Genomic DNA, 15,674 nt, shown 5'->3' with positions numbered 1-15,674 from the left:
GCAGTTCTTTGCAGGAAGAAAAACAAGCCCGCTGTCACGGGAATCAGCCTGCAGTTTACTGCACCTAGCTTCCGTACGGATGCTGCTTCACCTTCAGAAGCCTTGATTAGGGCTAGAAGTTGACGTTGAAATCAAGCCGGTAGAAGCGCCGGTAAACGGCAAAAAAGGTGCCGAACTGGGGCGCGCCCGTGTTGGCAAACACGTTGCGCGGATTGAAGTGATTGGTCACGTTGAAAATGCTGACCGTAAAGCTGGCCGATTCGACGCCAGCCTTTTTGCCAAAAAGCGTCGGCTTGAGCCATTCCGGCACCTTGAAGGTTTTGGTCACAGCCAGATCAAGCGCCACAAAACGCGGGAAACGGGTGTTGTCCGCATTGCGCTGCCCGATGAAGTTCTGATTTTCGTCGGTGACGCTGAACGGGAAGCCGTCCCGCCACTCGAAAATGGGTGCCAGCTTGACCTTCCACGGCAGGGCAAACACCCCACGGGCAAAAAAGCGGTTGGGTGCGTCAATCGCGGCATTGCCGAACTGATCGCGACGAATGACCGGATTGGGAATGTCGCCAAAGTAGCTGATGAAGTCGTTGAGCTGCGCCCGCGTCTTGCTGCGGACGTAGGAAACCGTAAGCGTGTGGTCGCGTGTGAAGCGGATGTCGGTCGTGGCCTCAAAGGCCCGGTAGGTAGCCCGCCCGGTGTTGAACAGCCGGATAATGCCGTCCGTCGGGAGGAGGATGGGTTCGACGAACAAATCATTGAACGTCCGGCTGTCGAGGTAGGCCAGCTTGGTCAGGACGTGCTTCGTGATGCGCTGCGCAAATTCCACCCGAAGCGTCCGGTTGAAGGGAATGCGGAAGTCGCCGCCCCGGCCGGGATCGTTCGTCGGGTCGCGCGCCAGGTCATAGATGAAGGCGCGCACCGGCTCGCGCAGACTGCCGTCCGGGTTGAAGGTGGCGACAATCGGCCGCGGCATGCTCCGAAAGGCCAGGGCGTTGAGGGGGAGTTTGTCGTAAAACAGCCCGAAACCGGCCCGCAGCACGGTATCATCCGTGCCCCGTGGTGAATAGGACAGGGCAATGCGCGGGGCCGGGTTGATGCTCGTGGCGGCCTGCTGGGTCTCGATGCGCAGCCCGAAATCGAGTTGCAGATTGGGGCGGATGAGCCACTGATCCTGCGCATAGCCGGAAACTTCGATGTTGTCGGCGCGCAGATCGCCCCGGTTGGCATAGGTGATGCGTTGCAGCAGAAGACCGTTCGTGCGGCGCAGTTCAACCGGGCGGCTGGTCATCTCCCCCCGGTTGCGCATGGCGTTGACATCGAAGCCAAACTTGATGCGGTGCCAGCCCATGGCCTCGAACGCCGCCATGGTGTTGGAGAACTGCAATTGGTAGCGTTCCGTCGTGCGGTCGGTCGCCGTGTAGAAACGGCCCAGCCGCCCGACGGGTGTGATCACCATGGTGTCTTCGCCCTTGCCAAAGGTTTCGACGCCAATCCGCTTGTAGTTGAAGTGCGTTTCGAGCGTCGAACCGGCCCCGGTGGCGTAGCGGTGCGTTGCCGCCAGGGCCAGGTCGGTCGTCCGCTGGTTGGGCGACACCGGTACGGGGTTGAAGAAGTCCAGTCCGACGTTGCGTACCAGCCGCCGGGCGACATTGACCGTCGTCGTCAGGGTCTGGCGGTCCGTCAAAAACACATCAAACTGGCTGAAGCTGCGGAAGGAATACTTGCGGACTTCGTTATCGGGATTGGGCAGCCCACGCACCACGGCCTTGTCCACAATGACTTCAAACGCCTGGGCGAAGAAGGCTTGGTCACGGACGATGGGTCCGGAGACATTCACCCGGGGCGAGACATTGGCAAAACCAAACAACTGGCCGCTCCGAAAGCGCGGTTCGGGGAAGAAATCGTTGATGCCAAAGGTCCATTTGTTGCTGCCCGGCCGGGTCTCGATGCGGGTGACGCCGCCGGTGAATTTGCCAAACTCCGGCAGGTAGGGGTTGGTGAACACCTCGGCCTGCTGGACGGCTTCAAGCGGAATCTCGACCTGAAATGTTCCCGTCGCCGGGTCATTGCTGATGTTGCCGTTGACGAGCACCGCGCTCTGGTCTTCCCGTGCGCCCTTGATGCTGGTGCGCCCGTCGTTGGAGCGGATGACGTTCGGCACAGGCGGAAACGAGGTGAGGATGTCGCGTCCCCGCGCCGGCAGGATGCGCACTTCGGCCGGTGTAATCCGGTCGGTCGAAGCACTTCCCTGTTCGACCAGCGGCCGTTCGGCGTCGCCGCGAATCTCCACGATTTCGCCACCGGTCAGGCTCAGGCCAATCGGCTGCTCGGCAAGAACCCCCGGTTCAACCACGTAGTTGTCGTCGGTCAGGGTGTCGTAGCCGGCAGCTTCGATGTTCAGGGTGTAGGTTCCGCCGGGCACGTCGGCAAAGGTCGCTTTTCCAGCGGCATCCGTCGTCCGGGTGAGGGCGCGTGCGCCGGGTGCCGCGTCCTTGGGGGCAAGGGTGATGGTGGCGCCGGACAGAGGCTTCTGGGAACTGGCGTCCGTGATGGTGAAGACGACCATGCTCGTCTGTTGTCCGTACAGGCTGCTGGCAAACAACCCCAGCCACAGCGCAATGATGAAGCCAAAATATCGTGTGTGCATAACAGCGCTTCAGGAACGCCTTTCAGGATAAATCCGTCAAACAAACGTCGGCCACCTGGCGAAGTTTCAGCAGCGCCTGGCGCAGATGGCGGAGAAAACGCGCTGCGGCAAGCGGATGGAACAGCAGGGTGGCAGACATCTCCAATGGGCGGAGCGCATAGTTCGGGTCGAGTCCGGCGTTGAGATTGGGCAAATCCTGCTGCGCATCATCGCTGATGATCCGCACCAGCAACAACGGGAGTTCAGAACGCTGGGCGGCCCGGGCAATGGCATGGCTTTCCATATCCACAACCAGCGCCGTCGTTTGCGCGTGAAGCCGGCGTTTTTCTGCCGCATGACAAACGACCTGGGGCGTGGTCAGATGGTCGCCCTGATGCACTGTGAAGCCGGCCGCCGTGAGCCGGGCAGCAGTGCGGGCAAGCGTGGCAGGGCAGCCGGGCAACGGGTCGCCTTCCACCAATCGGGTGTGAACGCCCAGCACGACATCCCCAACGGCCAGCGCTGGCGACAGCGCCCCGCCAATGCCAAACACGGCCACCAGCGGACGACATGCCGGCGGCAGTGCCGTCAACGCGCGCTGAGCGGCACAGGCCGCATTTGCCGGCCCGATGCCGGTACACACAACCTGCACGGCCCCCGGCGCTGCGCCCTGGACGGCCCGCTGCTCGCCTGGTGTGGCGACGAACAACAACAAAGTTGGTGGCTGCGGTTGGGCTTGTTTCAGCATAAGCCGCTGATTATAACCTAAAGCTTTGTGCGTTGGCTGTCCTGATGTCTGGTGAGGGAGTGCCCGTGTCCTGGTTTCGCCTTGGATTGCAAGCGGTGTTGGGTTTGGCCGCGGCGGGAGGACTGGCTTACATGCTTCTGGCTTTATGGTCGGCGGCCACGTTTCCCTGTCACCGGCTGGCCCGGAAACGGCTCTCCGGGAAGCGGCAACCGCCGGTGTCGTTGCTCAAGCCCCTACGCGGTGCTGAAACCGGGCTTGAAACCTGCCTGGGCAGCTTTTTTCAGTTGAAGTACCCACGGTATGAACTGCTTTTTGCCGTCCGTACGCACGACGACCCGGCCGTGGAGGTCGTCCGTCGCCTGCGCGCCCGTTTTCCGGGGGTGCGCGCCCAACTGCTCGTGACAGGCGAGCCGCCCTACGCCAACGCCAAAGTGTTCAGCCTTGAAGCTCTGGCTAAAGCCGCCGCTTACGACCTGCTGGTGGTGACGGACAGCGACACCAAAGTGGCGCCCGACTATCTCGACAGCATTGCCCTGGCCTTTGCCGAACGCGAGGTCGGTGTTGTGACCCATCCCTACCGTGGCGTCGCTGGCGGCGATCTGTGGTCCCGGCTCGAAGCCCTGGGCATGACAACCGAGTTTATGGCCGGGGTGGTTGTCGCCGAACGGCTGGAGGGGATGAAGTTTGCCCTGGGCCCTTCGATGGCCGTCCGGCGGAGTTGCCTTACGTCCATCGGTGGCTTTGCCGCCATGAAAGATTACCTGGCCGATGACTTTGTGCTGGGCGCGTGGGCGGCGCGCGCTGGCTGGAAAGTGCTCCTGTTGCCCCAGGTCGTCGAGCATCTCGCCACGGCGCAGGGCTTTCTGACGAGCTTCAGACATCGCCTGCGCTGGAACCGGAGCAGTCGGTTTTCGCGTCCGGCGGGCTATATCGGGCAGGGCTTCACCTACGGACTGGTCTGGACGCTGCTGTTTACGGCCGTGGCCCCGTGGCCGCTCAATCTGGCGACGCTGATCGCCGGTTGCGTGCTCCGGGGGAGTTTGGCTCTGGTGCTGGCCTGGCGTCTGAACGACCCGGCAGTGAAGCATCACCTGTGGCTGATTCCGCTTCAGGACGTACTGAGTTGGGTGTCCTGGATAGGCGGTTTTCTGGGCAAAACAATTGAGTGGCGTGGCGAGCGTTACGTGCTGTGCGATGGCGGCCGGTTCGAGCCGCTGTCGCGGCCGGCTGTGATGGGAGAAATGCGTGCTGCCAAGTGAACGTCCGGTGTGGCGCGACGAGCTGGTGGTGCTGGCTGTGGCGTCCATCGTGTTTCTGAGTGCCTGTTTCGCTCCACCACATCTGATGGATGACGTGGATGCAGCCCAGGCGCAGATTGCCCGCACGATGCTGGCAACCGGTGACTGGGTGACGCCCCGGCTCAACGGCATTGCTTACCTGGAAAAGCCGCCTCTCAAGTACTGGCTCATCGCGCTTTCGTTCTGGATATTTGGCGTGTCGGACTGGGCTGCCCGGCTTCCCATTGGGCTGGGCGCGGTAGCGCTGTGCTGGCTCACCTTCCGCATGGGCGTCTGGGCGTTTGGCGCGCGCGCCGGTTTCCACGCCGGCCTCGTACTGGCCACGAGCATCGGGCTGTTTCTCTTCACCCGCATTCTCATTGCCGACGTGCTCCTGACCCTGAGCCTGGCCCTGGCCATGTGGTCCTTTTTGCGGGCGCTCGACCCCGCTGAACGCCATCCCCGGCGCTGGGCTGTGCTGCTGGCCGTGTGTCTGGCGGCCGGGTTTCTGTTCAAGGGCTTCATTGGGCTGGTGTTTCCACTGGCAGCCATGGGGCTATACGCGGTCTGTACCGGACAGTGGCGGCAGCGGGACTTCTGGCAGCGCCTTCCGCCGGTGACATTGGGACTTCTCGTTCTGGGACTGACGTCGCCCTGGTTCATTGCGGCCACGGTGGCCAACCCGCCTTGGTTTGACGTGGCCCTGACCAGTGAGCCGGGCAAGTACCGTGGGTTTTTCTGGTTTTTCGTCTTCAACGAGCATGTGCTGCGCTTTCTGGGCCGCCGCTACCCACGGGATTACAACACTGTGCCGCGCCTGTGGTTTTGGTGTTCACACCTTATCTGGTTCTTTCCCTGGAGCCTGTTTCTGCCCGGCGTGGCGCGGCTGCGGTTGACGCGCCGACCGGACGACCGCGCCAGCCGCATGACCCTGCTGGCCGTCCTCTGGATCGGCTTCGTCATGCTGTTTTTTTCGTTTTCGACCACGCAGGAATACTACTCACTGCCGATTTACCCGGCGGTAGCCGTGCTGCTTGGCGTGGTGCTGACTCATGACGGACGCTTCCAGTCGGTTGCGCGCTGGCTGACCGGTAGTCTGGCGGCGCTGGCGGCGCTGGCGGCCGGCGCGCTCATCGTCCTCAACTGGCAGACGCCGACCCCTGGCGACATTGCCCAGGCGCTGGCCAAAAGCACGGATGTCTATGCCGTGTACACCCTGTCGCTCGGCCACCTGGGCGACCTTACGCTTCAGTCATTTGCCTACCTGCGGCCGCCGCTGGCGCTGGCGACGGCGGCCTTTCTCACCGGAGCTGTGGGCGTGGCCCTGGTCCGGGCCGGTTGGGTCTGGTTGCCGGTGACGGTCATGCTGACTCTGCTTCTCGTGGCCGCCCGCCTTGCCATGGTCACCTTTGACCCCTACCTGGGGTCTTATCCGCTGGCCCAGGCGCTCATTGCGGCCCGGCAGCATCAGCCGGGGCAGGTGGTGGTGGACAATCAATACTATGCCTTCTCATCGGTTTTCTTTTACGCCGACCTGCGCCACGCCTGGCTGCTCAACGGACGGGTGACGAATCTTGAATACGGCTCCTATGCTCCCGGCGCGCCGCAGGTGTTTCTCGACGATGAAGGCTTTGTTGCTCTGTGGCGCGGGGCGGAGCGGGTGTACCTGCTCGTCGAGGATGTTCACCTGCCCCGCATTGAAACGTTGGTTGGAGCGACGGCTTTGCATACGATAGCGTCCAGTGGTGGAAAGTTTTTGCTGTGCAATCAGCCCAAAGTACAGCAAAACCTGGCTTCACCAGCGTACAAAAACCAGCCGAAGGTGCTAGGCTACCTGGGCCCTGTCCCAAGCTGTGCGATTGTTCAATGAAAACAACCCTTTTTTCGGTAACGCTCAGGCGACGTGATGTGTGGCACGCGGATGCCGTCCGGTGAAGTATGACAGACGAAGCTTTGCAGCCAGCCATTGAGGATTTCAGGGGGTTTCTGGCAGGGCAGCGCGCACCGGCCCTGGTCGCGGCCTCCCTGGTGACGGTGTTACAGAGCGACATCCGTACCGTAAGCTGGTTGGTGCTCGACTGGGCAGCAAAAATGGCCCAGCAGCAGCCGGGCAGCAATCCGCTGGAGATTGTCCTGGCGGCGCGCAACAAGGTCTTCGACATCTTTTTTTACCGCGTCGTCCGCTTTGACCAGGTGTATCGGTTCTTTCCGCGCTTCGAGGAGCACCTGCTGGAGTTTTGTCCGCCGGCCTACCGCCCCCATCTTCAGGCATTGTTAGCCCAGTATCCCTGGCAGCAGATCCGCCCGATTGGGGAAATGCGGGAACGGGCAATGTATGCGCTCGAAAAGCGCATGGAAGTACCGGTTCAGGAAGAGGCCTTCAACGAGAACATCTACCGCAACGTCACCCACAACGTGCTGTCGGCTGACCGGCGCTTTGAGTTTGCCGATGAACAAACCAGCGCCGATGTGCTGTCGTACCAAGGCAAAGTCAGCAGTCTGATGGGCGAGGTCGTGGGCCTGGTCACGGACAAGCGGGTGCGCCAGGAAATCATCGCCGCCAACGAAGCCGACAAGGAGGCGGAATACGAAACCAAACGGCGCTTCAATCTGGAGGATTACCTGGCGCAGTCGGTGGATTTGGCCGTGGCCTTCTTCAATGACGACTTCCTGCCGCAGTCCTGTCAGATGATGGACCTGGTGGTGGAACTGGCCCGGGCCCGGGACTTTTCCATCGAGAAAAGCCAGCGCCTGCAAAGCAAGGGAAGTCTGTTCAGCAGCCGCAAGATAGACGAATACTGCGCCTCGAAGCTTTCCCGGTTGCTGGTGGGCGATATTCTCACCAGGTTTGCTGTCTGGGACCCGGAAAAGCTCTTCCAGCAGCTTTTCGAGGAACCCGACCGGCGCATGCGGCGGGTGTTGCTCAGTGTGCTGGAAGCCAATGGGGAACGGATTTACCCCATGCTGTTGCACCAGCTTGAGCACTGTCGGCCCGAAACGCCCTGGTACTACATCCGTAACCTGATTTTCCTTCTGGGGCGCATCGTTTCGCCCAAGCCCGCCGAACGGGCCCGGGCCGTGGTGCTTGTCGGGCAGCATTTCCACCCGCGCACCGTACGGCAGGTCAACAGCCAATGTATTGCCACACTGAGTTTTATCGGCGGAGAGGCGGCGGGCGAATGCCTGCGCGCCAAGCTGGCGGAATTCAAGCGCCTGGACGATCCAGTGTCGCGCGACATCGCCGACAAAATTGCCATGGCTTTGATCGCGCTGGATGATCCCCTGTCCATGGAGGTTTCGCTCGACCACGCCCTCAAGCATTGGAGCGAAGAGTACGTCGAACGTTTTGCCCAAACCCTGCTTTCCCCGCCGACGATCAGTTTTCTCATCGGACGGGTGCGCGCCGAACTGACCAAACTCCGCCGTTCGTTCGCCTTCCTGGGCAATACGGAGGCGGCGACGCGCATCCTGCGCTGCCTGGCCTATCAGTACACGGACGAGGTGCGCGAACTGTGCCAGGAAATTGTGTCGTCACTGACGCCACGCAACGCCCTGCACGTTGCGGCCAAACATCTGCTTGACACGGCAACGCCCGCCCCGCTGCCGATGGCTGTGGACCGGACGCTCAACCGGCTTCTTGTGCAGAAGCACCTGCCGGAGGCTTTTGTCTATGCCTGGGAAGCCGGTCTGACCGGGCACTTCCACATCACACTGACGGACAACACCGAGTGTCGGGTGGATTGGTCGCTGGGGCGCGTCGTGCATGCTTCTGTGCCGGCCTGCTTTCTCGAATCGGATAACGCCTTCTACTGGCTGTTCATGCTCGATCCGCGTGAAATTGCGCTGGCGTATTTCGACACCAAAACACCACCGGCCAGCCAGAACATCACGCTCGACACCCCGCTACTGCTGCACGAGGCGTTGTTGCAGCGCAGCGAGCTGAAGCAAATCTCGAACACGGCCATCAAGCCGGATTCCTCATTTACCCGGCGTTCGATCCATGAGGCGCTGCTCAACCTCAAGGACAGCCCCGATCCCAAAACGTGCCGGATGGTGTGGGACGCGCTGGCCGAGCCGGCCAACATCGAAACGCTTCAGCAGCGCACAAAGCTGGGCAAGTACGACCTTTACAAACAGCTTTTCTATCTCATCCGGCAGAACTACGTCGCCGTGGATGCGTTGCGGGTTGGCACGGACGCTGCTGCGCTGGCGGATGGCCTGAAGATGCTTGATGAGAATCTGAAGCGTATCCGGCGCAAGCCCCTGTTGTTTGCGCCGTACAAGGCGGTGGTTGAAATCTGCGCCGAAACGGCCCGGGCCACGCCGGACGAGGTGCTTCAGCTTACCTTTGCGACGCTGGGCAACTACTTCAAAGCCGCCTATGACGAGCGCCGGTTTCTGGTTGCCGCCATGATTGATGCGTGCGACCGGGCGCTGGAACTCGTCAACCAGTACCTGAAAACCAAGCAGGCCGGAGACAAAAAGGCCCTGCTCGACTACATGGGCTTTACCTTCCAGGTCCCGACCGAGGTCACACCGGTCGCGCCGGCGGCGGTTGCCGAATCCACAACGCTCCAGAAACTCGAAAACATCCAGCTCATCAACGATGCCTTCGATGATGCGGCGGAAGCCCTGTTTGATGAGTCCTCGGTGGATGACCTGTTCGAGAACCTCGACGCCGTACTCACTGCACAGGGCCTGAGCGGGGGCAGCGCCACGATTGACAGCGGACTGACCGAACACGAAGAGTCCATGCTGATGGAACTCTACGACAACATTGCCGTGGCCTACGTCAAACCGCTCAAGGACTTCATGCGTGAAATCCAGCTCAACCAGAAGATCAAACGCCGGACTTCGCTGGAATGGATTGAAATGGTCGAGCCATCGGTCAACCTGCTCTACGGTTCGGCCGAAAAGATGGGCTACCAGAAAATCTGTGCGGCTCTGAAAGACATGCAGCAGGCGCTTCAGTCGCAGAAAAGCGTTCCCGACCAGGCATATTTCACCGAAGCGGCGCTTCAGCAGGTGCAGGCGAGTTACGAACGGCTGGCACAGATGTTGCCCCGGACGTTTGCGCTCGATTTGTCGGCGTCAGACCTCAACAGCAAGAAGGAAGTGCTCATCGTCAAGTTCATTCTCAAGCAGATTCCAGAAATCAACGAAAAGCTGATGAACCGTATCATCCTGGCGGGGCTGTCCACCTTCGACAAGTTCATGCAGAGTTCGCCGGATGAGATCGCGGCGGTGACGGGGCTTTCCAAGCGGCAGGGCGAGGATGTGTTCATGAAGTTTTACCAGTACCGGCACATCTACTACCGCCACGACGATGAAGCCTACCGCGAGCGGTTTTACAGCATGTTTGATGTCAAGCTGAGTCTTCTGCGCGAGTTGCACCTGGAGATTGAAGCCCTGACCGAAGAACACCGCCGTACCAAGAAAGCTGAGCTGGAAGCCCGCATCGAGAGTCTCCAACAGGACCGGCAGCGTATGCTCTGGGGGCTGTTCATCCTGCTGTGCATCAAGGAAGAGTACGACCTGATCGAGTCGGTACAGCAGTCCATCTACGATGTGCGCATTCAGAAGCTCGAAGACTATCTGGCCAGGCTGGCCAAGCAGGCCGCCTGAAGGTTTTCCGGTCGGCTGCGGCGGCGCCTGAAGCTGTGGCGGCACGGCGCGCCGCTGATGGCTGTGAAAGGATGGAGGTGCCGTGTCAGACCGTCTCCTGATTGCCCTGGGCACTTCCAGCCAGGTGCCCACCCGCGAGCGCAACCACAACGCCTATTTCGTCCGGTGGGACGACGCCGGGTTGCTGTTTGACCCCGGCGAGGGCACGCAGCGCCAGATGACGCACTTTGGCGTGGCGGCCGCTGACATCACGGCCATCTTTCTGACGCACCTGCACGGCGATCACTGTCTGGGGCTGCCGGGCGTCATCCAGCGCCTTTCACTCGATGGTGTGGCGCATCCCGTGGATTTGTACTACCCGGCATCGGGGGCGGAATACATCCAGCGCCTGCGCCGGGCGTCCATTTTCACGGAGACGGCCGTCATTCGGGAGCATCCGGTTGATGCCCCCGGCGTCATCTGTGAGACGGCGCGCTTTCGCATCGAGGCACAGCCGCTCGACCATACGGTTGAAAGCTGGGGCTATCGTCTGGTGGAGCCGGACACAGTGACGCTGCTGCCGGAAAAGCTGGAGGCGCTGGGGTTACGCGGCCCGGTGGTAGGGCAGCTCAAGCGGCAGGGCTTCCTTGACCTGCCGAACGGGCATCGCCTTCAGGTGGCTGAAGTGGGGCGTGCCAAACGTGGCGGCTCGTTTGCGTTCGTGATGGACAGCCGACCCTGTGCCGGTGCCCTTGCCCTGGCAGCGGGAGTGGACACCTTGTTGTGTGAGGCGACCTTTCTGGAAAGTGAAGCGGCCGAAGCCGAACGCTACGGCCACATGACGGCCCGCCAGGCAGCGACGGTAGCCCGCGAAGCCGGAGCAGGGTTGCTCGTTCTCACGCATTTTTCGCGGCGCTACCGGCAGACAGACGGCTTTGTACAGGAAGCCGCAGCCGTGCACCCCAACGTCATCGCCCTGTCAGATGGCATGACCGTTCCACTGCGCCACACCGCCCGTCCGGCACGCTCCGGCGTGGCAAACGTGGTTCGGCAGAGAAGTTGATGACCACAACAACAGCCTCACAGCTCTGACCTGTACCTGTTGTCACAGCCGGGTTTGTCTGCGTCCGGGCGGTTTCAACGAGGCGATGGTGCGGCTGTGAGTTGACCCGATTTCCGGTATCGTTTACAAAATCTCCGTTTTATTGACGGTCAGACACGCCAACCCGCAACCTGAACAGAGGTGATCAACCATGGAAACGGCCATTTCACTCCCGCGCATCAACGATCCCGCGCCCGACTTTGAAGCCAAGTCCACGCATGGGGTCATTCGACTTTCGGATTACAAGGGCAAGTGGGTCGTGCTGTTTTCACATCCGGCCGACTTCACCCCGGTCTGCACGACGGAGTTTGTCGCCTTTGCTGAGCGGGCCGCCGACTTCGAGCAGCGGCAGGCGCAGCTCATCGGGCTGTCGGTGGATTCCGTCCCGGCGCACATTGCCTGGGTACGCGACATCGAGCGTCACTTTGGCGTCAGGATCACGTTTCCGGTCATTGCCGACCTGGATATGAAAGTCGCCCAGAAGTATGGGCTGATTCATCCCGGCGCATCGGAGACGGCGACGGTGCGGGCCGTCTTCATCATTGATGACAAAGGCATTGTCCGGGCCATCATTTACTACCCGATGAATCTGGGACGGAACATAGATGAAATCCTCCGGGCGCTGGAGGCCCTGCAGACGGCTGACGCCAACGCCTGCTCGATGCCGGCCAACTGGCGGCCGGGCGATAAGGTCGTCGTCCCGCCACCCCAGACCGTGGCCGATGCCGCCGCGCGGGTGCAGTCCGGTGAATATGAGGTCATAGACTGGTATCTCTCGAAAAAAGCGGTCTGAGGGCAGGGAGCAGGCAACGTGGCTGAATCACCCGGAACCCTGGCGGCAGCGATCGGTAACACGCCGCTCATCCGGCTGCGGCGCGTCACCGCCGGCCTGCCGGAAGGGGTGGAAGTTTACGCCAAAGCGGAACATCTCAACCCTGGCGGTTCGGTCAAAGACCGGGCCGCGCTCAACATGATCCGGGACGGGGAACGGCGCGGGGCGCTTTATCCCGGCAAGACGATTCTGGATGCGACCAGCGGCAACACTGGCATTGCTTACGCCATGCTCGGCGCATCCCTGGGTTACGCCGTCACGTTGTGCCTGCCCAAAAATGCCAGCCTCGAACGCAAGAAAATGCTGCGCATCTACGGCGCGGAGATCATCGAAACCAATCCACTGGAGGCCACGGACGGTGCCCAGCGCCTGGCCAGGCAGCTCGCCGCCGAGTACCCGGACCGGTATTTCTACCCCGACCAGTACAACAACGATGCCAACTGGCAGGCGCACTACCAGACCACGGCCAACGAGATTTGGGCGCAGACCGGGGGCCGTATCACGCATTTCATTGCCGGGTTGGGCACGTCGGGGACATTCATCGGCACATCACGCCGACTCAAGGAACTCAATCCATCGGTTCAGTGCATCTCCATGCAGCCGGACTCGCCGCTGCATGGACTGGAAGGGATGAAGCACATGGCGACGGCGCTCGTACCGGGGATTTATGACCCCCACCTGGCGGATGCCAACGTCGAGGTTGGTACGGAAGCTGCCCAGGCCATGATGCGCCGGCTGGCGCGCGAAGAGGGTTTGTTCGTCGGCGTAAGCGCCGGAGCCAACGTCGTGGCCGCACTCAATCTGGCCCAAACGCTCCCGCCCGGCTCCGTGGTGGTGACGGTGTTGTGTGATTCGGGAACGCGCTACATGAGCGAGGACATCTGGCAGGAAAAACCCCCGGAAGGAAAACACCCCTAGACGATGCTGGTGCTGACGACCGAACAGGAAGCGGCCATCCGCGCCCATGGCGAAGCCGATTACCCTTACGAATGCTGTGGTCTGCTGCTCGGCACTTTTGCTGCCGATGGCCGCAAAACGACGGTGGAGGTGATGCCGATTTCCAATGCGCGGGAGGAGAGCGCCAAGCGCAACCGCTTTCTCATCACGCCACAGGAACTCATGCGTGGCGAACGCTATGCGCGCAGCCGCCAGCTCGACATCATCGGCTTTTATCACTCGCATCCCGATCACCCGGCCGTCCCATCGGGTTATGACCTTGACCATGCCCTGCCGATGTATTCCTATGTCATCGTGTCGGTGGCGCAGGGACGCGCCGGGGAGGTGCAGTCCTGGGAACTGGAAGCTGACCGCAGCCGCTTCAACCCTGAGTCCATCGTGAAAGGATGACATACCATGCCTGTCACTGTGTTGATACCAACGGCGTTACGTGGCTTTGCCGGTGGCAAAGCGGAGATTGAAGTGACGGCCGCAACAGCTGGCGAGGCCCTGCTGGCGCTGGGCAACGCGCATCCCGAACTCAAAAAGCACCTCTTTGACGAGCAGGGTGCCGTACGCAGCTTTGTCAACGTTTACGTGGGCGATGAGGACATCCGCGCGCTCCAGGGGGCGGACACGCCGGTGCAGGACGGCGACACGCTGATGATTGTGCCTTCGATTGCCGGGGGCGCACCGGATGGTGATACGGCCGGGCGTCCGCTGCCTGAACTGACCCCGGAGGAATACACCCGCTATGGGCGCCATCTCATCCTGCCCGAAGTCGGGTTGGAAGGCCAGCGCAAGCTCAAGCAGGCGCGCGTTCTGATGGTGGGGACGGGAGGGCTGGGCGCGCCGTTGGGGATGTATCTGGCGGCGGCCGGGGTCGGGACGCTGGGCATTGTGGATTTTGACGTGGTGGATGCCTCGAACCTGCAACGGCAGATCATTCACGGCACGAAGGACATCGGCCGTCCGAAGGTGGCTTCGGCGCGCGACCGGCTTCAGGACATCAATCCCAACGTCAAACTCGAAATCCACGAAACCCGCCTGACGAGCCGCAACGCACTGGACATCATCCGCGAGTACGACATCGTCGTGGACGGCACGGACAACTTTCCCACCCGCTACCTGGTCAATGACGCCTGCGTGCTGCTCGACAAGCCCAACGTCTATGGTTCGATTTTCCGCTTCGAGGGGCAGGCGAGTGTCTTCTGGGGATCGCGTGGCCCGTGCTACCGCTGCCTGTATCCTGAACCGCCGCCGCCCGGACTCGTGCCGTCCTGCGCTGAAGGGGGGGTGTTGGGTGTGCTGCCGGGCATTGTCGGTGCCATTCAGGCCAATGAAACCATCAAGCTGATTCTCGGCGCTGAAGGCGTGCTGCTGGGGCGGCTGCTGCTCTTTGACGCCTGGCGGATGAAATTCCGTGAACTCAAACTGCGCAAACATCCGCAGTGCGCGCTGTGCAGCGACCACCCGACGATTCGGGAACTTATTGACTACGAGCAATTTTGCGGTCTCAAGCCGCCAGCTTCGACGGAGAAACCGGCCATGGAAGAAATCACTGCGGTGGAACTCAAACGCCGTCTCGATCTGGGTGAAGACTTGCAGATCATTGATGTCCGCGAGCCGCACGAGTACGAAATTGCCCGCCTGCCAAACAGCAAGCTCATTCCGTTGGGGGAAATCGTCGCCCGCCGGGATGAGATTGACCCAACACGCACGACGATTGTCCACTGCAAGATGGGTGGACGCAGCGCCCGCGCCATCCAGGCACTGAAAAATGCAGGTTTTCCGGGGGAACTCATCAACTTGGCCGGCGGTATCACGGCCTGGTCGAATGACGTTGACCCCAGCGTGCCAAAATACTGAACCACACCACAGTTGTCCCAGTGCGTATGGGATGCCCACTCAGGTGGCATCAGCACCGGTTTCCTGCCGAAAGTGCTGGTCAGCGCAGGCTGCTGGGAGGCAGGACGTTCCGGTGTGAGGGGCACAAGCCAGGCCGGTTGCCCTTCCGGTCATTCTGGTGCTGTGGGCTGTTGCCTGCTGTCCCGAAGTCTGGCAACCCGTAGGGGGGCAGGCGGGCACGCCAGCGACTTTGGAACGTCCGCTGTCGCCGGTGGTTTGGGCTGGCTGTGGATGAGGTTGCGGGTGACACGCTCATCGTTCACAACATTGGCACCAGCGCATGTCTGCGCAAGTCTGGAAGATGTGCTGTTTGCCTGGCGGGTGATGGGGCCACTACCAGTACTTTCCGTAATCCGGGCAAAACATGGCGTGCTACGTGCTGCCTTGAAATCCTGAAACAAAAGACAAACGCACCCGCCTTGGGAGGCCAACCTCCCAGGGCGGGTGCGAAAAGTATCCCCGGCAACGCGCTGCCTTCCAGCGGCGGGAACCGGGTTTTCCCGTGTCGTTATTGGCCGTTTATTTTCCGTTGGTTGGTCGCCTAGTTGGCAGCAATGTCCTTGGTGTTGGCAACGACAAACTTGATGATGCCCCACAACGCGGCATAACCACCCAGGACGAACAGGCAGGCAAGCAGAATGGCC

At 61.4% G+C, this 15,674-nt stretch carries 10 protein-coding genes and 1 pseudogene; 9 read left to right on the top strand and 2 right to left on the bottom strand.

What is annotated here, in order from left to right; all coding sequences use genetic code 11:
• Window positions 1-112 precede the first annotated feature (112 nt).
• The gene (locus CABTHER_RS14020) at window positions 113-2,644 is read right to left on the bottom strand and encodes a TonB-dependent receptor (RefSeq protein ID WP_014101333.1); all 2,532 of its coding nucleotides are present in this window, start codon (window positions 2,642-2,644) and stop codon (window positions 113-115) included.
• A gap of 22 nt (window positions 2,645-2,666) precedes the next feature.
• Entirely contained in the window at window positions 2,667-3,371 is a 705-nt protein-coding gene (locus CABTHER_RS14015) for a phosphorylase family protein (RefSeq protein WP_014101332.1), read from the bottom strand.
• Window positions 3,372-3,436: 65 nt separating this feature from the next.
• Between CABTHER_RS14015 and hpnI the strand changes: the two genes are divergently transcribed.
• The 9 genes and pseudogenes from hpnI to moeB all read left to right on the top strand — a co-directional run bounded on the left by hpnI (window position 3,437) and on the right by moeB (window position 14,991).
• On the top strand, window positions 3,437-4,630 hold the full coding sequence (gene hpnI, locus CABTHER_RS14010) for a bacteriohopanetetrol glucosamine biosynthesis glycosyltransferase HpnI (RefSeq protein WP_187288449.1): 1,194 nt from the start codon (window positions 3,437-3,439) through the stop codon (window positions 4,628-4,630).
• On the top strand, window positions 4,617-6,518 hold the full coding sequence (locus tag CABTHER_RS14005; RefSeq protein WP_014101330.1) for an ArnT family glycosyltransferase: 1,902 nt from the start codon (window positions 4,617-4,619) through the stop codon (window positions 6,516-6,518). The genes hpnI and CABTHER_RS14005 overlap by 14 nt, the downstream gene beginning before the upstream one ends.
• Window positions 6,519-6,586: 68 nt before the next feature.
• Window positions 6,587-10,273 carry a helix-hairpin-helix domain-containing protein gene (locus CABTHER_RS14000; RefSeq protein WP_014101329.1) on the top strand — a complete coding sequence of 1,229 codons (3,687 nt, stop codon included), beginning with the start codon at window positions 6,587-6,589 and terminating at the stop codon, window positions 10,271-10,273.
• A gap of 82 nt (window positions 10,274-10,355) precedes the next feature.
• Window positions 10,356-11,315 (top strand): ribonuclease Z, encoded by a 960-nt coding sequence (locus CABTHER_RS13995; protein WP_014101328.1) that lies wholly within the window; start codon window positions 10,356-10,358, stop codon window positions 11,313-11,315.
• 190 nt (window positions 11,316-11,505) lie between these two features.
• Complete coding sequence (locus CABTHER_RS13990; RefSeq protein WP_014101327.1) at window positions 11,506-12,147, top strand: peroxiredoxin; 642 nt, start codon at window positions 11,506-11,508, stop codon at window positions 12,145-12,147.
• A gap of 18 nt (window positions 12,148-12,165) precedes the next feature.
• On the top strand, window positions 12,166-13,104 hold the full coding sequence (locus tag CABTHER_RS13985) for a PLP-dependent cysteine synthase family protein (RefSeq protein ID WP_014101326.1): 939 nt from the start codon (window positions 12,166-12,168) through the stop codon (window positions 13,102-13,104).
• Window positions 13,105-13,107: 3 nt separating this feature from the next.
• Entirely contained in the window at window positions 13,108-13,533 is a 426-nt protein-coding gene (locus CABTHER_RS13980) for a Mov34/MPN/PAD-1 family protein (protein ID WP_014101325.1), read from the top strand.
• Window positions 13,534-13,539: 6 nt separating this feature from the next.
• Window positions 13,540-13,800: pseudogene (locus tag CABTHER_RS17995) on the top strand (MoaD/ThiS family protein); the annotation flags it as partial.
• Entirely contained in the window at window positions 13,786-14,991 is a 1,206-nt protein-coding gene (gene moeB / locus CABTHER_RS13975; RefSeq protein WP_455423218.1) for a molybdopterin-synthase adenylyltransferase MoeB, read from the top strand. The pseudogene CABTHER_RS17995 and the gene moeB, both read left to right, overlap by 15 nt.
• The last annotated feature ends 683 nt before the right edge of the window (window positions 14,992-15,674 follow it).

This window comes from Chloracidobacterium thermophilum B (genome assembly GCF_000226295.1).
Taxonomy (GTDB): Bacteria; Acidobacteriota; Blastocatellia; order Chloracidobacteriales; family Chloracidobacteriaceae; genus Chloracidobacterium; species Chloracidobacterium thermophilum.
This window is presented reverse-complemented; position numbering and strand designations above follow the sequence as displayed.